Source organism: Chryseobacterium sp. JUb7 (assembly GCF_024806495.1).
GTDB lineage: Bacteria > Bacteroidota > Bacteroidia > Flavobacteriales > Weeksellaceae > Chryseobacterium.
Genome location: NZ_JANUFF010000004.1, coordinates 183629 through 204979 on the forward strand (window position 1 = coordinate 183629; position 21351 = coordinate 204979).

At 35.5% G+C, this 21351-nt stretch carries 19 protein-coding genes, 8 tRNA genes and 1 other RNA gene; 3 read left to right on the forward strand and 25 right to left on the reverse strand.

The features are described 5' to 3' along the window. Window positions 1-19: 19 nt before the first annotated feature. From rplL to tuf, 9 genes are all read right to left on the reverse strand, one after another. Entirely contained in the window at window positions 20-385 is a 366-nt protein-coding gene (gene rplL, locus M2373_RS09770) for a 50S ribosomal protein L7/L12 (RefSeq protein ID WP_259110148.1), read from the reverse strand. Between the two features lie 45 nt (window positions 386-430). Continuing rightward, window positions 431-1024: a 50S ribosomal protein L10 gene (rplJ, locus tag M2373_RS09775; protein ID WP_259110150.1), complete on the reverse strand. Its 594-nt coding sequence runs from the start codon at window positions 1022-1024 to the stop codon at window positions 431-433. A gap of 17 nt (window positions 1025-1041) precedes the next feature. Continuing rightward, the gene (gene rplA, locus M2373_RS09780) at window positions 1042-1734 is read right to left on the reverse strand and encodes a 50S ribosomal protein L1 (RefSeq protein ID WP_027380917.1); all 693 of its coding nucleotides are present in this window, start codon (window positions 1732-1734) and stop codon (window positions 1042-1044) included. An 11-nt stretch (window positions 1735-1745) separates the two neighbouring features. Further along, window positions 1746-2192: a 50S ribosomal protein L11 gene (rplK, locus tag M2373_RS09785; RefSeq protein ID WP_027375531.1), complete on the reverse strand. Its 447-nt coding sequence runs from the start codon at window positions 2190-2192 to the stop codon at window positions 1746-1748. A gap of 296 nt (window positions 2193-2488) precedes the next feature. Next, entirely contained in the window at window positions 2489-3364 is an 876-nt protein-coding gene (locus M2373_RS09790) for a hypothetical protein (RefSeq protein ID WP_259110156.1), read from the reverse strand. A 527-nt stretch (window positions 3365-3891) separates the two neighbouring features. Further along, a complete protein-coding gene (gene nusG, locus M2373_RS09795; RefSeq protein ID WP_259110158.1) occupies window positions 3892-4434 on the reverse strand; it encodes a transcription termination/antitermination protein NusG in 543 nt (180 codons plus the stop codon). Between the two features lie 21 nt (window positions 4435-4455). Then, on the reverse strand, window positions 4456-4662 hold the full coding sequence (gene secE, locus M2373_RS09800; protein ID WP_002976410.1) for a preprotein translocase subunit SecE: 207 nt from the start codon (window positions 4660-4662) through the stop codon (window positions 4456-4458). A 12-nt stretch (window positions 4663-4674) separates the two neighbouring features. Then, a tRNA-Trp gene (locus tag M2373_RS09805) sits at window positions 4675-4745 on the reverse strand. A gap of 57 nt (window positions 4746-4802) precedes the next feature. Then, window positions 4803-6014 (reverse strand): elongation factor Tu, encoded by a 1212-nt coding sequence (tuf, locus tag M2373_RS09810; RefSeq protein WP_202088548.1) that lies wholly within the window; start codon window positions 6012-6014, stop codon window positions 4803-4805. A 331-nt stretch (window positions 6015-6345) separates the two neighbouring features. Here tuf and M2373_RS09815 point away from each other — a divergent pair, with 331 nt between their 5' ends. Then, window positions 6346-7845 (forward strand): DUF4394 domain-containing protein, encoded by a 1500-nt coding sequence (locus tag M2373_RS09815; RefSeq protein WP_259110164.1) that lies wholly within the window; start codon window positions 6346-6348, stop codon window positions 7843-7845. A gap of 86 nt (window positions 7846-7931) precedes the next feature. On the opposite strand, the gene M2373_RS09820 is transcribed toward M2373_RS09815, so the two are convergent. The 16 genes from M2373_RS09820 to rpsU all read right to left on the reverse strand — a co-directional run bounded on the left by M2373_RS09820 (window position 7932) and on the right by rpsU (window position 19143). Next, complete coding sequence (locus M2373_RS09820; protein WP_259110166.1) at window positions 7932-11030, reverse strand: efflux RND transporter permease subunit; 3099 nt, start codon at window positions 11028-11030, stop codon at window positions 7932-7934. A 240-nt stretch (window positions 11031-11270) separates the two neighbouring features. After that, on the reverse strand, window positions 11271-12356 hold the full coding sequence (locus M2373_RS09825) for an efflux RND transporter periplasmic adaptor subunit (RefSeq protein ID WP_259110168.1): 1086 nt from the start codon (window positions 12354-12356) through the stop codon (window positions 11271-11273). Window positions 12357-12365: 9 nt separating this feature from the next. Further along, a complete protein-coding gene (locus M2373_RS09830; RefSeq protein WP_259110170.1) occupies window positions 12366-13622 on the reverse strand; it encodes a TolC family protein in 1257 nt (418 codons plus the stop codon). Window positions 13623-13820: 198 nt separating this feature from the next. Further along, a complete protein-coding gene (locus tag M2373_RS09835; protein ID WP_259110173.1) occupies window positions 13821-15185 on the reverse strand; it encodes a HAMP domain-containing histidine kinase in 1365 nt (454 codons plus the stop codon). A 3-nt stretch (window positions 15186-15188) separates the two neighbouring features. Then, window positions 15189-15869, reverse strand: coding sequence for a response regulator transcription factor (locus M2373_RS09840; RefSeq protein ID WP_259110176.1), 681 nt, complete (start codon window positions 15867-15869; stop codon window positions 15189-15191). Between the two features lie 150 nt (window positions 15870-16019). Continuing rightward, complete coding sequence (aroQ, locus tag M2373_RS09845) at window positions 16020-16589, reverse strand: gamma subclass chorismate mutase AroQ (RefSeq protein ID WP_259110179.1); 570 nt, start codon at window positions 16587-16589, stop codon at window positions 16020-16022. A 112-nt stretch (window positions 16590-16701) separates the two neighbouring features. Next, window positions 16702-16773 (reverse strand) — tRNA-Thr (locus M2373_RS09850). Window positions 16774-16815: 42 nt separating this feature from the next. Then, window positions 16816-16888 (reverse strand) — tRNA-Gly (locus tag M2373_RS09855). Between the two features lie 86 nt (window positions 16889-16974). Next, window positions 16975-17055, reverse strand: a tRNA-Tyr gene (locus tag M2373_RS09860). Between the two features lie 21 nt (window positions 17056-17076). Beyond that, window positions 17077-17150: transfer RNA gene (locus M2373_RS09865), tRNA-Thr, on the reverse strand. A gap of 93 nt (window positions 17151-17243) precedes the next feature. Beyond that, window positions 17244-17316, reverse strand: a tRNA-Gly gene (locus M2373_RS09870). Between the two features lie 87 nt (window positions 17317-17403). After that, window positions 17404-17484 (reverse strand) — tRNA-Tyr (locus tag M2373_RS09875). Window positions 17485-17503: 19 nt separating this feature from the next. Then, window positions 17504-17577: transfer RNA gene (locus tag M2373_RS09880), tRNA-Thr, on the reverse strand. 111 nt (window positions 17578-17688) lie between these two features. After that, a complete protein-coding gene (locus M2373_RS09885; protein ID WP_259110182.1) occupies window positions 17689-17979 on the reverse strand; it encodes an HPF/RaiA family ribosome-associated protein in 291 nt (96 codons plus the stop codon). Next, window positions 17976-18863 (reverse strand): tyrosine-type recombinase/integrase, encoded by an 888-nt coding sequence (locus M2373_RS09890; RefSeq protein WP_259110185.1) that lies wholly within the window; start codon window positions 18861-18863, stop codon window positions 17976-17978. Before M2373_RS09890 ends, M2373_RS09885 begins: the two co-directional genes overlap by 4 nt. 82 nt (window positions 18864-18945) lie before the next feature. Continuing rightward, window positions 18946-19143, reverse strand: coding sequence for a 30S ribosomal protein S21 (rpsU, locus tag M2373_RS09895; protein WP_062697349.1), 198 nt, complete (start codon window positions 19141-19143; stop codon window positions 18946-18948). 224 nt (window positions 19144-19367) lie between these two features. On the opposite strand from rpsU, the gene ssrA reads away from it, so the two are divergent. Both ssrA and M2373_RS09905 read left to right on the forward strand, forming a co-directional pair. After that, window positions 19368-19768: a transfer-messenger RNA gene (gene ssrA / locus M2373_RS09900) on the forward strand. A gap of 140 nt (window positions 19769-19908) precedes the next feature. Beyond that, a complete protein-coding gene (locus M2373_RS09905; protein ID WP_259110193.1) occupies window positions 19909-21321 on the forward strand; it encodes a hypothetical protein in 1413 nt (470 codons plus the stop codon). The last annotated feature ends 30 nt before the right edge of the window (window positions 21322-21351 follow it).

Sequence of the window (21351 nt, forward strand, 5' to 3'; positions counted from 1 at the left end):
ATTTTTAGGTAAACTAGAATTATTTCAATTCTACTTCAGCACCAGCTTCTTCTAATTGCTTCTTAAGAGCTTCAGCTTCGTCTTTAGAGATTCCTTCCTTGATAGGTGCAGGAGCTCCGTCTACGATATCTTTAGCTTCTTTAAGACCAGCACCAGTTAAATCTTTTACCAATTTAACGATAGCTAATTTAGAAGCACCTGCAGACTTAAGAATTACGTCGAATTCAGTTTTTTCTTCAGCAGCTTCTCCACCACCTGCAGCAACTACTACAGCAGCAGCAGCTGGCTCAATTCCGTACTCATCCTTAAGGATAGTTGCTAATTCGTTTACGTCTTTTACTGTTAAGTTTACTAGCGTTTCAGCTAAATTTTTTAAATCTGACATTGTTGTAATGTTTTTGTTGATTATGTATTTATTTTTTGAGTCTAATTATTCAGCAGCTGGCGTTTCGTCAGTGCTTTCTGCAGCAGGAGCTTCTGGAGCCTCAGCAGCAGGAGTTTCTTCCACAGCAGGTGCAGCTTCTTCAGCTTTAGCTTCTACTGTTTCAGGTTTGTTTTGAAGAGCAGAAACAACTCTTTGAATTGGAGATTGAAGTAATCCGATGATTTCACCGATCATTTCTTCTCTAGACTTGATGTTTGCTAACGCGTCTAGGTTGTTATCACCAACATAGAAAGTTTCCTGAACAAAAGCAGACTTCAAAGCCGGCTTATCTTCTTTCTTTCTGAACCCTTGGATTAATTTAGCCGGACCGTTTGCAGTCTCAGAAATCATTAATGCAGAGTTTCCTTTAAAAGTCTGGAACATTTCAGAGTAATCTACTCCTTCCATTTGCTCCATTGCTTTTTGCAAAAGTGTATTTTTTACAACTTTTACTTTGATATTTTGTTTGAAAGCTTGTCTTCTGAATTCTGAAGACTTAGCAGCGTTCAATCCGTCTAGATCTGCTACGTATACTACTTTTGCATCCTGAAGCAAGTCTTTGATCTCTTGTATTGCTACAACTTTTTGGTCTTTTGTCATTGTCTTAAGGATTTATATTAGTTTACAGATTTAGTATCAATTGCAATACCTGGGCTCATTGTAGAAGACAAATAAATGCTTTTTACATATGTTCCTTTAGCAGCAGTTGGCTTCATTTTGATCAATGTAGAAATTAATTCCTGAGCATTTTCTTTGATCTTAGCAGCATCGAAAGATACTTTACCAATACCAGCATGGATGATACCATACTTATCTACTTTGAAATCAATTTTACCTGCTTTTACTTCAGTTACTGCTTTACCAATTTCCATAGTTACAGTACCTGATTTAGGGTTAGGCATCAAACCTCTTGGTCCTAATACTCTACCCAAAGGTCCTAATTTACCCATAACAGCCGGCATAGTAACGATAACGTCAACATCTGTCCAACCGTCTTTGATTTTTTGTAAATATTCATCAAGACCTACATAGTCAGCACCAGCTTCTTTAGCTTCTGCTTCTTTATCTGGAGTTACTAAAGCCAAAACTTTAACATCTTTACCAGTTCCGTGAGGAAGAGATACAACACCTCTTACCATTTGGTTTGCTTTTCTTGGATCTACTCCTAATCTTACAGCGATATCTACAGAAGCATCAAACTTTGCAGTGTTCACTTCTTTTACAAGAGCTGAACCTTCTTCAAGGTTATAGATTCTTCCTTTTTCTACTTTGCTTAAAGCTTCCTTTTGCTTTTTAGTTAATTTTGCCATTTCTATTAGTTTTAAGCGTTAAAAGTTGGTTTAGTTCCTGTTACTCTTAATCCCATAGATCTAGCAGTACCTGCAACCATAGAAACTGCAGAATCCATTGTAAAGCAGTTAAGATCTGCCATTTTGTCTTCAGCGATTTTCTTCACTTGATCCCAAGATACAGAACCTACTTTGTTTCTGTTTGGTTCTCCGGAACCTCCTTTGATTTTAGCTGCATCCATTAACTGGATCGCTGCAGGTGGAGTTTTAATAACGAATTCAAAAGATTTGTCTTCGTATACTGTAATTACTACAGGTAAAACTTGCCCTGGCTTATCTTGGGTTCTTCCGTTAAATTGCTTACAAAACTCCATGATGTTCACACCTGCAGAACCCAATGCTGGACCTACTGGTGGAGAAGGGTTGGCAGCGCCACCTTTCACCTGAAGTTTTACCATTTTAAAGACTTTTTTAGCCATTTTTTGTTTTTTAAATTTGAATAATTAATGAGTTTGGAAGCATTTATTATTCAGTAGATTACCGACTCACATACAGTAAATCTACTTTTCGGATTGCAAAATTATGAAATATTTTTGAAATAGCAAATGGAATTTATTGATTTTTAGTAAGATTATGCATAAAAAAAATTCTTTGACGTAAAACAAAGGATTTCAATACAGATCCGAATCCATATCCCAGAGTTTTAGTACTAAAAAAATCCTCCCTAAAAGATATTAGAGAGGATAAAAACCACAAACTTAGAAAAAAAACTTCTTTACAGTAGCTTATTAATCAATAAGCGTGAATACTGTTTACTAATTCTTAAATCACTAAGATTCTGTACCATATTCTGTGTTCCGAAGGTCATAAACTGTAATGTTACTTTTTGTCCTGCCTTCAGCCATAAGGTTGCATTACTTATCTGAAAGAAAAGATTAGAATCACTGCTTATAGGCGAAGGATTCTTTGCTCCTCTGTAAATCACCCCGCTGGATGTAGCTACACGACCTCCATCAATAGCCAGAGTTGTAAATGCTGTTCCCGAGGTACCATCAAAAACTCCCGGTGCATTTTGTGGAGTATTAAACCCACACACCCCATACATTGAATACAGTCCGTCTCTTGGAACAGTAAATTCTCCGGTTGTAGCATCGTAGGCATTTAATGGATCATACTGTTCATTTAATTCCAGTGTTGTAAAGACATTATTTGTCCAGTCAGCAGCAGCATTCATATCTGCACCATTGGTAGCATCCAGCACTCTGTTTCCGGAATCATCAATTGAAAATAGATCTCCTCCGGCAGGTTTTATAATCCCTGAAGCATCAGTAACAAGCAATTTGTCTGATCCCGTTCCGGTAACACCGTTAAATAATCCTCTTACTCTAACACTTCCGCTGGCAATATCCAGTCTTTGTGTAGGAGAAGTAGTTCCTATTCCTAAACTTATTGAACCCGATCCCAGTCCGGAAGCAGTAACAACAGTTAAATCATTCGACTGCTGTACAATGGAAGGTGCACCAATCACTGGATTATCTTTTCCTCCATCGATATGGAAAATTCCTTGCGGATTAGTAGTATTAATCCCAACTTGGGCATTAACAAAAGAAACAACTGCTAATGCAGATAATAGTAATAATTTTTTTTTCATCTTTTTCCTTAATATTCGATCTAAAATTATACAGACAAGGAAAAAGAAGCAAAGAAAAAAGTCAGAAAATGAAAAAAAGACCAATTAAATCACAAATAAAAGAAATAAATGTAAAAACAAATTTAACCAAAGAACCCGACCAACATATATCAACAATACATGAATTAAATAAAAAGTTAAAATATATTAAAAATCACAAATAATTGATAAATATTTTTCTACATTCGATGTTTAAGGTGAAAAATAAAATAATTAACTAATACTATATTTTTAACAAAAAATAAACACTGCTTAAACGAAAAATTAATGCATATAAGAAATAAAACAAAAAAGAAAGAGTCTTGAAAAACACAAAAAAATAGCTCAAAGAGTCATATCAAATTATTTTATGCTAAAAAGCGATAATTCATAGCGTTTTATTCCTTAAGAAAAAAGAGATAAAATATTAAATTACAGAAACAGATGGCAAATTATAAAAACAAAAAAAGACCGCTAAAGCGGTCCTGATATTATTTGAGTATAATTGATTATACTTTTTCTACTTGCATATAGCTTAACTCCATTGGAGTCTTTCTACCGAAGATAAGAACAGAAACTTCAATTTTCTTTTTATCTTCAAGAATTTTTTCAATTGTACCATTGAATCCATTGAAAGGTCCGTCAATTACTTTAACGTTTTCACCTACGATATATGGAATCTCAAGGTCACTTGCAAATTCTGAAAGCTCATCCATTCTTCCAAGCATTCTGTTAACCTCAGATTTTCTCATTGGTACAGGATCACCGCCTTTTGTTAGACTTAAGAAAGAAATAACTCCCGGAATATTTTTGATAACGTGAGGAATCTCTCCCATAAGATCAGCTTCAATCATTAAGTATCCAGGATAGTAAGGTCTTTCTTTAGGAACTTTCTTACCGTTTCTAATCTGAATAACCTTTTCCATAGGAATAACCACCTGAGTAACGTACTGCTCAAACCCTAAACGTTTGATTTCTGTCTCAATATAGTTTTTCACTTTATTTTCCTGTCCGCTGATAGCTTTCAGCACATACCATTTCAATTCGCTCATTATGGGAAAATACTTTTATAATTAATTGAACAAGTTGATTAGCATTCCTATTATGTTGCTGATTGCTTTAGAAAACAATTCATCAACTCCAAAAGTAAATAAAGCCAGGATCACTGTTGCAATTGTCACTACAATAGTAGAAGACTGCAGATCAGCCCATTTTGGCCATTCAACTTTATGTCTGAATTCGTTATAAGAACCTTTTAAAAAATCGACAAATGAACTCATAATTTATATTTGCACGGGCACAAGGATTCGAACCCTGATCAACGGTTTTGGAGACCGGTATCCTACCATTGGACGATGCCCGTAGTTAAAAAAGCTTCCGTAAAGAAGTTCCTTACGGAAGCTTAATTTATTTTAAGATATTAATCTAAGATTTCAGTAACCTGACCTGAACCAACTGTTCTACCACCTTCTCTGATCGCAAATCTAAGACCTACGTTAAGAGCGATTGGTTGTAACAATTCTACAGTGATCTCTAAGTTATCACCAGGCATTACCATTTCTACACCTTCTGGTAAGAAGATCTCACCTGTAACGTCAGTAGTTCTTACGTAGAACTGAGGACGGTACTTGTTGTGGAATGGAGTGTGACGTCCTCCTTCTTCCTTAGAAAGGATATAAACAGAAGCTTTGAATTTTTTGTGTGGCTTAACAGAATCTTTCTTAGCGATTACCATACCTCTCTTGATGTCAGTTTTTTCAATACCTCTCAACAATAGACCTACGTTATCACCAGCTTCACCTCTGTCTAGGATTTTTCTGAACATCTCAACCCCTGTAATTGTAGAAGTTAATTTTTCATCACCCATACCAACGATATCAACAGGATCACCTGTATTGATAACACCAGCTTCGATTCTACCAGTTGCTACAGTACCTCTACCTGTAATAGAGAATACGTCTTCGATTGGCATCAAGAATGGCTTATCAGTATCTCTTGGTGGTTGCTCGATCCAAGTATCAACAGCATCCATCAATTCTTCAACGCTTTTGAACCACTTATCTTCAGTATCAGGAGTAGCTGCTGTAGCTGCTGTAAGAGCACCTAATGCAGAACCTTGAATTACTGGAGAGTTGTCTCCGTCAAATTCGTAAGTAGATAATAAGTCTCTAAGCTCCATTTCAACAAGCTCTAATAACTCAGCATCGTCTACCATGTCAACTTTGTTCATGAAAACAACAATTCTAGGTACGTTTACCTGACGGCAAAGTAGGATATGTTCTCTAGTCTGAGGCATAGGACCGTCAGTTGCAGCACATACTACGATAGCTCCGTCCATTTGAGCAGCACCAGTTACCATGTTCTTTACGTAATCCGCGTGACCTGGACAGTCAACGTGAGCATAGTGTCTTTTTTCAGTTTCGTATTCGATGTGAGCAGTATTGATAGTAATACCTCTTTCTTTTTCTTCTGGAGCAGAGTCAATTGCAGAGAAGTCTTTTTTCTCAGCAAGACCTTTGCTAGCTAATACAGCAGAAATAGCAGCTGTAAGAGTAGTTTTACCATGGTCAACGTGACCAATAGTACCAATGTTCAAGTGTGGTTTGTTACGATTAAACGTTTCCTTTGCCATGATTTAAATTATTTATTTATTGTTTATTCAAATTTTCGGTGTGCAAATATAATGAATTTTTAAATACCAAAAATCTTTTTATTAAAAAAAATCAATATTTAAATCCCAAAGAATTACAAACCGTACATTTTAATGTATCGAAGTGCAAATTTACACAAATTTCTTGATTGAAAAAATCCTTAGAACTCCTTTTGTATAAATTAGGGAGTATGTATTTAATTATGAATACCATAAAAAAACAGAAAAAAAAAATTTCCGAAAGAAATATCTGTAAAAAACCGCAATAAATCTTTTCTCGTAAATACTAAGTAAACCATTAAAAAATAATATTATGAGAAAATTACTACACTTGTGTTTAACATTATTTGTTATTACAACAGTTTCATCATGCAATGACTCCGAAGAATTTACCATGACCGAAAATATGGTTCAGGGTCCTGACCTTATGATTTTTGGTCTCACCTCAGCCAATGAGCTCGTTTCTTTTAACTCTAACCAACCTCAGCTGTTTACTTCTAAAACATCGGTTACAGGGATTACATCAGGCGAAAAATTATTGAGTATAGATTTCAGACCTTCTACAGGAGAGCTCTATGCGCTATCCAATGCAAGCAGATTATATATTATCAATACTTCTACGGCATCAGCGAGAGCGATAGGTACTACAGCCTTTTCTCCCTCCATTACAGGAAGTATTGCTTCTATTGACTTTAATCCTACTGTTGACAGAATCCGCTTGGTGAGTAACACCGGACAAAATCTGCGTCTACATCCGGAAACCGGTGCTGTAGCTGCTACCGACCTTAATATCAATGGAACAGGAAGTCCTTCTATAACAGGAATCGCTTATACCAACAGCAAAGCCGGAGCCTCCACCACTCTGTTATATGATATCGATCCTGCTACCGGAAAATTGTTCAAGCAGGATCCTCCCAACAACGGAACATTGGTGGAAGTGGGAAATTTAGGGACTACATTTACAGGACAGGCTGCTTTTGATATTAAACATGATAACAGTGCTGCTTTATTGGTTTTAAATAATAATCTGCATTCAGTAGATCTCAATAATGGTAAAGCCACTCATATAGGAACTCTTCAACAAGCTATTATTGACCTGGCTATTCCTACAGAAGCAGTGGCGTATGCAATTGACAATTCAAATAATCTTCAGATATTCAATCCAAACAGCCCGATGCCGGTTTCAAAAACAGTAACAGGATTGCAAAGTGGTGAAAACATTTTAGGTATTGACTTCCGCCCTCTGAATGGGCAGCTATATGCTTTAGGAAGTTCAAGCAGAATATATACCCTTAATTTAGGAACGGGTGCAGCGACTGCTGTTGGAAGCTCTCCATTTGCAACATTACTGTCCGGAACAGATTTCGGGTTCGACTTTAATCCTGTCGTTGATAAAATACGGGTAGTAAGCAATACAGGACAAAATCTTCGTTTAGATCCCGTTACCGGAGGAATCACAGCAGTCGACACAGTTATTAACCCTGTGGGAGCAATGATCAGCTCGGCAGCTTACACCAATAATTTTGCAGGAACAACAGCCACTACCCTTTTTGTTATTGATCATAATACTGATAAATTATATCAGCAAAACCCACCCAACAACGGAACTTTAGTAGAAACCGGATCTTTAGGAATCAATATTACAAGTACTAATGGTTTCGACATAGGAAGCATGAGCCAAAAAGCGTATCTGATGGCTTCCGTAAGCGGATCAACAAAAATATATTCCGTTAATACTGCCACAGGAACCGCCACGTCTGTTTCTGATTATCCAAATGCTGTAAAAGCCTTTGCAGTAGGATTAGGATTTTAAAAACTCATAATTTATTTTTTTCAAGAAGAAGCCAGAAAAACGAATGTTTTTCTGGCTTCAATTAATATAATATAAATGAAAGAAACTTAAATCTGCTGAGATTTTTTCGTTCTGTTAAAAATCCAGAAGATAATCGGGAAAATCAATAATGTCAATACTGTTGCAGTAATTAATCCACCGATAATTACGATAGCAAGTGGTTTTTGCGATTCTGAACCGATTCCTGTTGACAGGGCTGCCGGCATCAATCCGATAGAAGCCATTAAGGCAGTCATAATTACAGGGCGTGTTCTTGATTTCACTCCATTTAGTATCGCATTGTCCAGGCTCAGTCCGTTCTTAACATTCTGATGGAATTCTGTGATAAGGATCACCCCGTTCTGAATACAGATTCCCAATAGGGCAATCATCCCCACCCCTGCGGAGATTCCGAAATTCATGCGGGTTAAATGCAGTGCAATAATTCCACCGATTAAAGCAAATGGTACATTCGCCAATACCAGGAGAGAATCTTTCATGTTTCCGAAAAGGATAAACAATAAGAAGAAAATTCCCAGAATACTGATTGGTACCACCTGAGCCAGTCTTTTTGAAGCCCTCTGCTGGTTTTCAAACTGACCTGTCCATCCAATAGAATATCCGTCCGGAAGATCTATTTTAGCTACTTTTTTCTGGGCATCGGCAATTGTCCCTCCCAAATCACGATCACGAATAGAAAACTTAACTCCAATATAACGTTTAATATCATCTCTGTAAATAAATGCAGCTCCGTTGTCCTTCTCAATGGTACTGATTTCTTTTAACGGAATTTTCGCGCCGTCCTGGGTAGGAACCATTAATGAAGCAATATCGTTTTCATCTTTTCTGTATTCCTGAGAGTACCTTAATCTGATCGGAAACTTCCTTTCTCCGTCAAACATTTCTGAAGCAGTTTTACCCCCGAAAGCCATTTCCAGAACAGACTGTGCATCATCCGGCATTACTCCGTAAGCGGCCATTTTATCTCTGTCCAGCACCACACTTACTTCCGGCTGACCAATATTTTTAATAATTCCCGGATCTTTTACACCTTCAACTCCTTTTATCTCTTTCAATACTTTCTCTGCTAGTTTATCTAAAGTCTGCAGATTGTCTCCGTAAATTTTAATTCCGTTTTCAGCTTTGAAACCTGCTACTGCTTCGGCAACGTTGTCAGAAATAGGCTGTGAGTAGTTAAAGGTGATTCCCTGATACGTTCTCAGTTTTTTGTCAATTTCTTCAATCAGTTCATCATAGCTGATTTTACGTTTCCAATCATCTTTTGGTTTAAGATTAACGGCAAACTGTACGAATCCGAATCCGTTCGGGTCGGTACCGTCATTACTCCTCCCTGTCTGGGCAAGAACATCCGTAACCTCACCAAAGCTCATGATATCTTTCTTTAAAAGATCTGCGGTTTTTAAAGATTCCTTTAAAGATGAGCTCATAGGCATTTCTGCAGTAATCCACAATGAGCCTTCATTGAGCTGCGGTAAGAATTCTGTTCCTAAAAACTTTCCTGAGAATAAAGTCACCGCCAGAAAAGCAATAGAGACAATTAAACTCATTTTTTTGTGCTTAAAAGTAAAGTTGAAACCCTTTAATACAATTCGGTCCCAGAAATTAACAAAAGGATTGTTTTTTTCTTTTACATTTTTATTTAAAAGGATATGCGAAAGCACAGGAACTAAAGTCAGGGTAAAAATCAAAGCTCCCATCAATGCAAATCCTAAGGTAAAGGCTAATGGCGAGAACATCTTCCCTTCTACTTTCTGGAATGAGAAAATCGGAATTAATGAAGTAATAATAATTAATTTCGAAAAGAAAATAGCTTTTCCTAAACCGGTTCCTGTTTGCTTAATCCAACCTCCCTTAGACATTTTATTGAACTTTTCCTGTCCATATTTCAGCGCCTTATGATCCAGCATTACGAAGAGACCTTCTACCATAACGACGGCTCCGTCAATGATAATTCCAAAATCTACAGCTCCCAAAGAAAGTAAATTGGCACTCATTCCTGCAATTTTCAGACATAAAAATGCAAATAATAAGGATAAAGGAATAATAATGGAAACAATTAAAGTCGTTCTCCAGTCTGCCATGAAAATCAATACAATCACCGTTACCAGTACAATACCTTCCAGTAAGTTATGCATTACGGTTTCTGTTGTAAAGTCCATCAGATTATCACGGTCATAGAAAGTGACCATTTTTACATCTTTTGGAAGAATCTTTTCATTAAGTTCTTTAATTTTAGCTTTTACACCTACCAAAACTTCACGTGGATTTTCCCCTTTTCTCATCACGACAATACCTTCCACTGTATCTTCATGATTATTTAATCCGGCCTGCCCTACTCTAGGAAGCGATCCTTCATGCACATCTGCTACATTTTTAACTAAAACAGGGTTTCCGTTATCGTTCTCAATGGTAATATTTCCAATATCTGCAATAGATTTTACCAAACCGATTCCTCTTACGACATAGGCCTGTCCGTTTTTCTCAATAACATCACCTCCTACATTTAAGTTACTCTTCGTAACAGCATCGTACACCTGAAGCGGTGTCAGATTGTATTTATCCAATGCTCTCGGGTCAATACTTAACTCAAAAACTTTATCCTGACCTCCGAAAACATTGATATCAGCAACTCCGGGAACACCTCTCAAAGCACGGTCAATCACCCAGTTTTGTAAAGTTAATAACTCCCTGGAATCTTTGGTTTTACTTTCCAGTGTATATCGGAAAATCTCTCCGGTAGGTCCGTAGGGTGGCTGAACTTCGGGGTCTACCTCATCAGGAAGGCTTACAGTTCTCAATTGGTTATTGACCTGATTCCTGGCAAACATATCATCCACCCCATCGTCAAAAAGAATTTTCACAATAGAAAGCCCAAACATGGTGGTGCTTCTTACACTCGTTTTCTTCTGAACCGGACTCATCGCCAATTCGATGGGTGTTGTCACAAAGCGTTCTACTTCTTCTGCGCTTCGCCCATTCCATTGGGTAATGATTACAATTTGGGTATTGGTAACATCGGGAAAAGCTTCAATAGGCATGTTTTTGAAACTTATAAAGCCCGCGACCGCAAGAATAGCTACCCAAATAAAGGTAAATGCTTTATTTTTTAACGAAAAAGCAATTATATTTTTTATGAATTTATTCATGATAGATTTTTTGTGACCTAAAAAAGTCGTTGAAAGAAATTTTTAATTCTTCTTATATTAAATGCAAAGGTTCTTCTAATAATTAAATTTTCAATTGTCATCCTGAGCGCGAAGCAGTCGAAGGATCTTTATTAACAAGGCTTCGAGAACCTCAGCCTGACAACATCATTCAAAATAATTCTATTTGAAAAGAACAGTCTTTACATTTTTAAAAGTTTAATCAAATCTTAATGGTATAAATTAACTGTTCAAAGAACGATAGATCAACAACTGATTATTGGTAATTACCTGTTCTCCTTCCATCAGACCTTCAGAAACATAGGTCGTATCTCCTACCTGCTTCAAAACTTTTATTTCTTTCACTTTTACATCTGTGCGTGATTTATAAATCACTACAAAACTTCTGTTATCATCAAAAATAACCGCCTTAGAAGGCACAGTTAATGCCGTAGTATTTTCAGAACTTGACACTTTTATGGTCGCTTTACTTTCAGGAATCAGCAATCCGTTGGCATTATCCAAAACCACTCTTGCCTGCATAGCGTTGGTTTGTGGATCAATGATTTTAAATATTTTATCAATTTTTCCATCAAAAACCTTATCCGGATAGGACAAAGTAGAAACCTGAGCTTTCATTCCCAGACTTATTTTATCAATATCAGATTCATTTACGTTCATAATGGCCCAGACATTCGTTGTATTGGCCACATCAAAGATATTTTCGCTTCTGTCACTTCTGAGCTGCATATCTTTATTGATATTTTTCTGAACGATGTATCCGCTGATCGGAGCTACTACACTGTAAATATTCCCTTTCTTCACATTATAGACCGTACTTACCGCACTTGCTCTCTGCATCTGGTCCTGTGCTTTCTGCAACTGGCTTTTGGCTTCCAAAACATCTCTCTCCGTATTCAGTTTTCCTTCATACATTTCCTTTGCAACACGCAGATTATTTTGAGCAACGACCAAATCTGTTCTCGCATCACTTACATCTTTCTGAACTTCCGCCAGCTCCGTACTTCTGATGGTAGCCAAAACCTGCCCTTTCTTCACATGATCTCCCAACTCTACATTTACACTCAAAACATTTCCTCCAACCAGCGGATAAACATCTATATAACTATTTTTATCAGCCGATATTTTTCCGTAAAAATTATAATCGTCTTCTATATATTTTTTTTCAACTTTTGCTAAAGCAATAGAACTCAGCATCGTATTGCTCAGTTCAAAACCTTTTTTCGCCTGTGGTGCCTTTTCTTCCTGCTTTTTTGAGCATGATAAAATGGACAACGCTACCATTACCGGAATTATATATTTTTTCATTGTTTAAGTTTAATAGAAGATTTTCGTTTGTACTAGTTGATTTAATTGTTCTGCCGACTCCATAAGATCATTTTTCATATCATAAATCTGAAGAGCCGTTTCTCTGTAGCTGTCCATGAAATCTGCAAATTCGATAAGGCTTACATTGCCTTTTCTGAAATTAGTCAGCATTCCGTTGTATACCAGGTCCATATTATTAAGATCTGCAGATTTGATTTCTGCGAGCTGATCATATTGTTCTTTCCAGATTTTATAGGCAGATTGCACTTTGGTTTCAAGCGTTAATTTTTGAAATTCTGCATTTTTTTGATTTTGCTGAATTGCGTAATTGGCTTTTTCAACATTTCCTTTATTAGATTTCCACAAGGGCAGAGGAATTCCAAGCGTTAAATTAACTTCATTTTTAAAAGTTCCGCTGTTTTGATCATATTGCGCTCCAACATTTAAATCGGGAACGTTTAAAGATTTTTGCCACTGAGCATATAGCTTACTATTATCAATTAATTTTAAATTATATTGATAATCTGCATTATTTTCAATTGCTTTTCTTTTTAATTCAGCATCATCTCCAAAAGGCTGGGAAGCTAAAATATCTTTCGCTTCTGTTTCGGTAAGTTTTGGTTCGATATCTTCACCGGATCCTGTTAAAACTTTAAGGTTTTGTTCAAACTCAAGAATATTTTTATTAATTCCGACTTTATCATTCTTTAGCTGGATAACAATACTCTGAAGTCGTACTTCATCTTTAAGCGAAACATTTCCTTTTGCAGACTGTACTTTATAAGCTGCTAAAAGGTCGTTCATATATCCCAATTGTTTATTGGTATTCTCAAATTTCAGTTTTTCGTAATAAAGATTGAAATACGTCGTACGGAGCTGTGCTCTTAAGTCAACGAGAAGTTGGGAAAATTGGAGTTGAGCCAGCTCTTTATTAGATTTTGCAAAAGCAATTTCATTTTTCTTTTTACCGCCCATATAAATCAACTGGCTAATTTCTACTCCTTTTGCCTTTCCAACATCAAAAGCTCTTTTCCCTTCAGGATTATAAGCATTGATATATCCGCTGGCTTGTGGGAGTTCCCAGATTTTGGCCTGCAGAATATCTGCATCAGCCATGTTGATGTTATACTGTTCCGCGAGCAATTGAAGATTGTTGCTCTGAAAAGCCTGCTCACAATCTAAAAGCGACATCTGCTGTTGTGCCGCCATCAGAGAGGAAAAGACAACAAACAGCCCAGCAATTTTGTTTATTTTCTCAATTTTCATGAAACAAAAATGCCCTTCTGCTATTAAAATGCTCTTAAAGAATACTTAAAAAAAAATTAAAATTTGATTTTGGGGAATGATAATATGTTGATTTTATTAACATTGGATAAATATTCAACGTACAAACTGCTAAGTCGTATGAAATAAAATTATCATTATTTAATCGAAAAAATGATGTCTTTGATGAACTTTGTCATTTTATTTATTAAAGATCACACTGAATTTATTCAGCAGATCTCCCGGAGATGAATATCTGATTTTCGCCCCGTGGTATTCCAGAATTCTTTTAACGATTCGGAGGCCAAGTCCGGAACCTGAAATATTCTGAGAATTATTTCCTCTTGCAAAGGCTTCAAATAACTTCGTCTGCTCTTCTTTGGGAATTGTATTTCCGTGAGAAATTACATCTACCGTAAGATAATCATTGGTTTCGGTGATTAAAACATCAACTTCTGTATCATCAGAATATACCGCTGCATTTTTAAATAAGTTAATAAACACGATATCCAGTAAAGACTGAACTCCTTTTATTGTCAGCAAAGCATTTTCAGAAGTATTTTCAGAAATCAGAAAATCCATTTTAAGATTCGGATAGCTTTTTTCAACGGCTTCGAAAGATTCAAAAATAACCTCATCAATTCTTACTTCTTCATAAATAGTCTGAATGTTTTCTTTATCAAACTTGGTTAACAGGATTAATGAATTCGTAAGATCCGACAATTGATACACATCTTTCTGAATTTGCTTTAAAGAAGATAATGTTTTAGGAGAATGCTGCTCGAGTTTGATTAAATTCTCCAATTGAAAAGCCATTCTTGTAATCGGAGTCCTTATTTCATGAGAAGCACTTGCCGTAAAGTCTTTCTGGGACTGGAAAACATCATCGAGTCTTTTGATCATAGTGTTAAAAGACTGGGCAAGCACATTTATTTCATCATTGGAATCACGCACGGGAATCTGGGTCGTTAATTTATGAGCAGTAACTTCCGAAATTTCCTGATTCAACTCTTCTAAAGGTCTTAGAAACTGCCCCATAAAATAATAGCTGAAAAAACCAATCAGAAGCGTACTCATCACATAAGCCGTGATCAAAAGATATTTAAGATATTCCAGTTTTGATTTTCCATTGGTATCAAAGGCGCTTGTAAGAATATAATAGTTTTCCCCGTTGATCGTTCGGAGAGCAGCATATATTTCGGGAACTGTTTTTTCTGTATAGATAATTTTTTTCTCGTCAAGCTCTCTCAATAATGCGGTGTCCCATGTCACATTTCTGTCTTTGATGGTACTGTAGATTAATTCTTTCTGTCCGTTAAAAATTAAGATGGTTTCATTTAAAAGAATATTATCTGAGTTTTCATTAAAAAAAACAGGAGCTTCCTCTTCGAAATCTTTAGACTTAGCAATAAAATGCGATGTAAATTCCAGCCTCTGTCTGAATCTTTCTTTAAATTCATCTCTTCTGAAATCATTAAAAGACATATAGATGATCACCATCACAATACCAAAAAGCAATGAAAAGGCAATACTGAGATTGAGGGCTATCTTCCGTTTTAAAGACATCTTCTATAATGGACTTAAATAATACCCGAAACCGGAACGTGTATGAATCAGCTTCACTTTAAAATCTTTATCGATTTTCTTTCTTAAAAAATTGATGTACACTTCTACTGTATTCGTATTTGTATTAAAGTTATGTTCCCAGACATGTTCTGTGATCTGCTGCTTGGAAACCGTTCTTCCCTGCGCTTCTGCCAGATAAACCAGCAATTGAAATTCTTTCAGGGTAAGAGCAATTTCATTTCCTGCACGAAAAACCTTTTGTTCGGTTTTATTAATAATCAAATCATCGATCCTGATGATATCCTGATCTGTAGAATCCACCGGTGCTTTTCTCCTCAGCAGAGAATTCATACGCAGCAATAATTCTTCAAATTGAAAAGGCTTCACCAGATAGTCATCTGCCAGTCTGGTAAACGCATCTTTTTTATCGGAAAGATCTCCATATGCAGAGATAATAATGATGGGCGTATTTTTATCAAAAGAGCGGATGGTCTGGCAAACATCCAAACCGTTTATTTTCGGAACATTGATGTCAAGCAGATATAAGTCGTAGGTATTATTTTTAATCTGACGAAGAAAGGTCTCACCATCATAAATTTTATCACATGTAAAATTATTTGATTCTAAAAATTTACACAACTCTGCCGAGAGGATAAGGTCATCTTCTAATAAAAGAATATTCATCAATATTTATTTTATACGAATTTAACGAAATTTTCATCATAGTTTATTAAACAAAAGAGTAGTTTTAAGCTAAATTTAAGGTATAAGGTCAAATAAGATCGGGAAATTTTCTAAAGTTATACTTATTTATACGATGACATTTTAAAATCATCAGTTCCTGGTCTTACAATAATCTTCGATAGGCTTTACAGCAGTTTTCACAATATGATCATCAAATCTTATATTAATTATCTGTCTGGACTTTATTTTTAATTGATCCAAAGATTCTTGACGACAGGAATTGGGCTTGATTTTTTCAAGTTCTATCAATAATAAAGGGGTCAAACTGTCCAAAACAGGTCGTACCTGAGTTCCCAAATCAGGTACGGGATTAAATGGCATCTGATTCTGATTTTCCCATTGTTCGAGCAATTGTTTCTGAACAATTTTTCCGGCAGTAAATTGAGCCTGAAAAAAATTCCGTGCAAACTTTTTATCTACCCCAAGTTTTCCAGCTTTAACCTCCACACTATCCAATATATTTTTTTCACGTATAGGATCATCAATAGGAACTTTTGTATTCCATTTACTTTTTGCTACCAATGGAGCCACCTGTAATCTTTTGTCAATAAGTTTTAATAAAATACCTGTGTCGTATGTTTTGGAAATCCGATTTTGATTTGTACAGGAAAAAGCAGAGAAAAATATCCCCAGAGACAGGAAATAGGAAACTACTTTCATAATTTATGTTTGTTTAAAACAAAAATATAAAATATATCCCTCTTATCTCTGAATTGAGATGACGTATAAATAAAAAAAATATTACAACAATGTTGTAATATTTTTTTTGATGAGCCAACTACGGGACTTGAACCCGTGACCTCTTCCTTACCAAGGAAGCACTCTACCGCTGAGCTAAGTCGGCATTAAAACAAAAAATCACACTAAAAAAGCATGATTTTTATTGAGCGGAAGACGAGGGTCGAACTCGCGACATTCAGCTTGGAAGGCTGACGCTCTACCAACTGAGCTACTTCCGCAATTTTGTTTCCAAAACTATTGGTAAACGCTTTGCAAATTTAAGAAAACTTCTCGAAACCTGCAAGATTTTTTTTAATATAAAATGTGGGGAGAGCAGGATTCGAACCTACGAAGCCGAAGCAACTGAGTTACAGTCAGTCCCATTTAGCCACTCTGGAATCTCCCCAGATATTTTATATTAAAATTGAGCCTCCAGAGGGATTCGAACCCACGACCCCGAGATTACAAATCACGTGCTCTGGCCAACTGAGCTATGGAGGCAATTTTAATATTCTGACTGAAAGCTTTTGAGAAAATTCTACTCTGAGCTTTTCAGTAGTTTAAAAAAATTACTCTTTTTGAGTATTTTTTTTGAGCGGAAGACGAGGGTCGAACTCGCGACATTCAGCTTGGAAGGCTGACGCTCTACCAACTGAGCTACTTCCGCAATTTTGTTTCCAAAATCATTGGTAACGGTTTGCAAATCTAAGAAAACTTCTTGAAACCTGCAAGACTTTTTTTTCAAAAAAAACTGTGGGGAGAGCAGGATTCGAACCTACGAAGCCGAAGCAACTGAGTTACAGTCAGTCCCATTTAGCCACTCTGGAATCTCCCCAGGTTTTTATTTTAAAATGAGCCTCCAGAGGGATTCGAACCCACGACCCCGAGATTACAAATCACGTGCTCTGGCCAACTGAGCTATGGAGGCATTTAAATTAAAAAGAATTCAAAAGAACGCTGTTCCCTTTTTGCGAGTGCAAATATAGAACGGTTTTTTTGAATTCTCAAATATTTTAATGACTTTTTTTATCTTTTTTTTCTAAGCCAGTTCTTTTTTCTTGATTAGTAGCTTTTTAGCAGTATCAACGCACATATCCAAACTTTCTTCAAAACTCGAACTTGTCTTCTTTACGACGATATCATCGCCTGGAACCGCCAAAATTATCTCAGCTGTTTTATTCGCTCTATCCGAGTTATTTTCTACTTTTAGAAATATTTTGCATTCTTGAATTTTGTCATAAAAAGTATCAAGTTTACTTACTTTTTTTTCAATGTGTGATTCTAATGGTTCGTGTGGAGTTAAACCAATTGACTGTACTGTGATCTTCATAATTCTTCTTTTTTAGACGCTCTTGGATGAGCAAGATTAAACACTTTTTTCAATTGTTCAATATTAGCATTCGTATAGACTTGAGTACTTGCAAGACTGGAATGCCCTAATATTTTTTTTACTTTGGAGATCTCCGCCCCATTATCCAAAACGTGTGTAGCAAAGCTATGCCGAAGGATGTGAGGACTTCTTTTTTCTTTTGTTGTTATAAGACTAAGGTACTTATTAACTACCACATAAACAAATTTTTCGGTCAGTTTTTTTCCCTTTCTGTTGACAAAAAAATATGATATATCTTCTGTCTGTGGTTTCCTTATTTCTTTATAACTTGTAAGCAGATTTGACAAATCTTCAGATATGGGAATGTATCTTTCTTTATTCCCTTTTCCTATTATTTTCAATTCATTTCCGCCTAAGTTTACATTCTCAAAAGTCATACCACAAAGTTCAGCTTTACGAATCCCGGTTTGGTACAGAACTTCTACGATGCATTTGTCTAAAATATCAGTAACCTGATCAAAAACTTGATCATTAAGCACTTGCATTTCCTCTTTAGACATCGGAATCTGCTTTTCGGAATAAAATTTTAATGAAGAAATACTTTCGGTAGGCGAAATTTTTATTTCACCGATTTTCAAAAGAAAGAGATAAAAGCTCCTAAGTGAAGACAATTTTCGATTGATACTTCTTTTGGAAATATTATTTTCGCTTAATTCAACGATAAAATTCCGGATCACTTTTTTGTCGGCCTTCGCAATATCTTCTGAAGATTCTGTTTTAAGATAGAAATGAGAAAAGTCTTCAAGATCTTTTCTGTAGCTTGTAATCGTGTGAGGAGAATACCTCTTTTCGTGTTGTAAATATTCTAAAAATTTCTCCAGCATCATTTAGGTATAAAAACAAAAATTCATTCTTCAAATATAAACTATTTAAAGAATGAATTAGTATGCGATTTAAGAAAAATTCTTAAGCCTGCTCTTCTTTGCTAAGATTTCTTTGCTTGTGAGCTGCTTTAAGTCTAGCTTGTCTTAAAGTTACAGAAGGCTTAATAAACTGTTGTCTAGCTCTTAATTGACGAACTGTACCCGTTTTATCAAATTTTCTTTTATATTTTTTTAATGCTCTGTCGATGGATTCACCATCCTTTACTGGAATTATTAACATATATTACATCTCATTTTGGATTGCAAAAGTAAGAATTTTTTATTAAAATACAAACATAAATGTTCTTTTTAATGTTATTTCGTCTGAAACCTCCTGAATGAGGAGGCTTATTATTAGGTTATAAAAATACGCTATTGGTATTTTTAAAAACAAATAACAAAAAGATACAATCAATATTAATTGTATTTAAACAAAAGTAGTATCTTTGCATTCACTTTATTCACGGGGTTGACTGGTTTCGACAGCAAGGTCAGTGGGTAAGTAAGCATGCAGAGAACCGTAGCGCGATCTCTTTAATCCCTTGCTACAAAATTTTAACTGGCAACGAAGAGTTCGCTCTTGCAGCTTAATATCGAAGTATAGTAGATCAAGCGTTTTCCCGAAGATTTCAGTAGGGAAGCAAGATATTCCACAAACGCCCTGTTCTGCGGCTTTTGATTCTGGGATATAGGAATGCAGAAATAAGGTTTTAGATGCTTCGGCTAAAACACGAAAATTTAGAAGATAAGTTGGAAGTTGGGTGTCTGCTCTCTGCCTCCAGTCGAAAACCAATAGTAGAATAAGCATGTAGAAATCTTATGTATTGCTTGTTTGGACGAGGGTTCGAATCCCTCCAACTCCACTTTTTAAGCTAAAGAGAATTTGTAAATTACTTTTAAATAATTACAAATTCTCTTTTTTATTTATTAAACATTGTGGTTTCTGATCTTGTTTATAAATCCTAGGAAAATACTAACTTTACCCGGAAATTGTTAAAAAATAAAAATGGAGATTTCCCCGTTTCAGTATATTATAACGAATAAAAAAAATGATTTCCCCATAAACAATGGGGAAATATTTTATCATAACAACCTCAGCATTCAAGTACATCCTTCCAATAAAGAAAACTTAATCTGTAAGGAGGATGTTATCTTTTTTGGTGAATGTTTTGATTTTGAAAATCCAAAATTTTCAAACAAAGAGATCGTAGATTCTTTACTCCATAGAAGTATTGATCAAAAAATTGAAAAATTAAATAAACTTACAGGTTTTTTCACTTTTGTTTTTTTTAACAATGACAATATTTATATCTTCAATGATGCAGCAGGTCAGTTGGAGACTTATATTTTCAATGAGAATAATAAACTATACATCAGTGCACAGCCTAACCTTATTAAAAATGGCGAAAACATTCATGATGATAATGCACCGCGATATATTATTGACCGTAAAATAAACATATTCAGCAAAACACCTTTTAAATACATCAGTAAACTTATTCCGAACTTCTACTACGACGTAAAAAACAAAAAGTTTGTCAGATTTTATCCTGAAGATCCATTACCTCTTTTAGACAACAGCCGGGTAGCCAAAGAAGCTCTTGCCATTTTAGAAGCTTCTATTGAAAGTATGTCTCAAAGGAAAAATATCAGTATTGCCGTTACCGCAGGCTGGGATTCAAGAATTTTATTTGCTTCTTCATTAAAAAGCGCAGATAAAATAAATTATTATGTACTGAATCACAAAACTGAAGACGGAAAGCAGGATGTAAAAATTGCGGGAGAAATTACAGATACTTTCTCAAAAGAATTGAAAGTGATTGACTATGATATATCTTCTATAGAAGTAGAGGAAAAAAATACCAGCCTATGGAAAGATGATATAAAAAGCCGAAAAATGGCTAACCTTATGAATATTCATTTTTCCAACCGTTATCTGATCAACGGAAATATAAGCGAAGTAGCCAGAAATTTCTATGATCCTCTTCCCCGCTATCTTTCATTAAAAGACATCTGTTATATCTTAGGGCTAAAAGACGGAGCCTACGAAAGAGAAGCTATCAGGGAATGGAAAAACACAACTTCTCACAACATACACTTGCTGGACTACATTTACTGGGAACACAAAATGCCAAACTGGGCAGGAAGCTCAAAATCGATATCCAATGTTTACAATATCGTTATTTCACCATTCAATAACAGATATTTGCTCGGCTTATTACTTTCAACAAAAAGAAAAGACAGAGACAAATATTTTCACAAAATCTACGAGCTCATCCTGAAAAATGTAAGTGAAGGCTTAGCAAAAATCCCGATCAACCCTACAAAAAAACATCATCAGATTGAAATGATGAAAAAAGCTGGAATTTATCCGTTATACAGAAATATTTTTTTCAAACTAAGAAAACTTAAATTTTAGGGAGACTTTTCAAAAATAATATGAAACCCT

Excerpts from the sequence above, each read along its gene's own strand:
- rplL (WP_259110148.1), bottom strand. The coding sequence starts at position 385 with ATGTCAGATTTAAAAAATTTAGCTGAAACGCTAGTAAACTTAACAGTA.
- rplJ (WP_259110150.1), bottom strand. The coding sequence starts at position 1,024 with ATGACAAAAGACCAAAAAGTTGTAGCAATACAAGAGATCAAAGACTTG.
- rplA (WP_027380917.1), bottom strand. The coding sequence starts at position 1,734 with ATGGCAAAATTAACTAAAAAGCAAAAGGAAGCTTTAAGCAAAGTAGAA.
- rplK (WP_027375531.1), bottom strand. The coding sequence starts at position 2,192 with ATGGCTAAAAAAGTCTTTAAAATGGTAAAACTTCAGGTGAAAGGTGGC.
- M2373_RS09790 (WP_259110156.1), bottom strand. The coding sequence starts at position 3,364 with ATGAAAAAAAAATTATTACTATTATCTGCATTAGCAGTTGTTTCTTTT.
- nusG (WP_259110158.1), bottom strand. The coding sequence starts at position 4,434 with ATGAGCGAATTGAAATGGTATGTGCTGAAAGCTATCAGCGGACAGGAA.
- secE (WP_002976410.1), bottom strand. The coding sequence starts at position 4,662 with ATGAGTTCATTTGTCGATTTTTTAAAAGGTTCTTATAACGAATTCAGA.
- tuf (WP_202088548.1), bottom strand. The coding sequence starts at position 6,014 with ATGGCAAAGGAAACGTTTAATCGTAACAAACCACACTTGAACATTGGT.
- M2373_RS09815 (WP_259110164.1), top strand. The coding sequence starts at position 6,346 with ATGAGAAAATTACTACACTTGTGTTTAACATTATTTGTTATTACAACA.
- M2373_RS09820 (WP_259110166.1), bottom strand. The coding sequence starts at position 11,030 with ATGAATAAATTCATAAAAAATATAATTGCTTTTTCGTTAAAAAATAAA.
- M2373_RS09825 (WP_259110168.1), bottom strand. The coding sequence starts at position 12,356 with ATGAAAAAATATATAATTCCGGTAATGGTAGCGTTGTCCATTTTATCA.
- M2373_RS09830 (WP_259110170.1), bottom strand. The coding sequence starts at position 13,622 with ATGAAAATTGAGAAAATAAACAAAATTGCTGGGCTGTTTGTTGTCTTT.
- M2373_RS09835 (WP_259110173.1), bottom strand. The coding sequence starts at position 15,185 with ATGTCTTTAAAACGGAAGATAGCCCTCAATCTCAGTATTGCCTTTTCA.
- M2373_RS09840 (WP_259110176.1), bottom strand. The coding sequence starts at position 15,869 with ATGAATATTCTTTTATTAGAAGATGACCTTATCCTCTCGGCAGAGTTG.
- aroQ (WP_259110179.1), bottom strand. The coding sequence starts at position 16,589 with ATGAAAGTAGTTTCCTATTTCCTGTCTCTGGGGATATTTTTCTCTGCT.
- M2373_RS09885 (WP_259110182.1), bottom strand. The coding sequence starts at position 17,979 with ATGAAGATCACAGTACAGTCAATTGGTTTAACTCCACACGAACCATTA.
- M2373_RS09890 (WP_259110185.1), bottom strand. The coding sequence starts at position 18,863 with ATGCTGGAGAAATTTTTAGAATATTTACAACACGAAAAGAGGTATTCT.
- rpsU (WP_062697349.1), bottom strand. The coding sequence starts at position 19,143 with ATGTTAATAATTCCAGTAAAGGATGGTGAATCCATCGACAGAGCATTA.
- M2373_RS09905 (WP_259110193.1), top strand. The coding sequence starts at position 19,909 with ATGGAGATTTCCCCGTTTCAGTATATTATAACGAATAAAAAAAATGAT.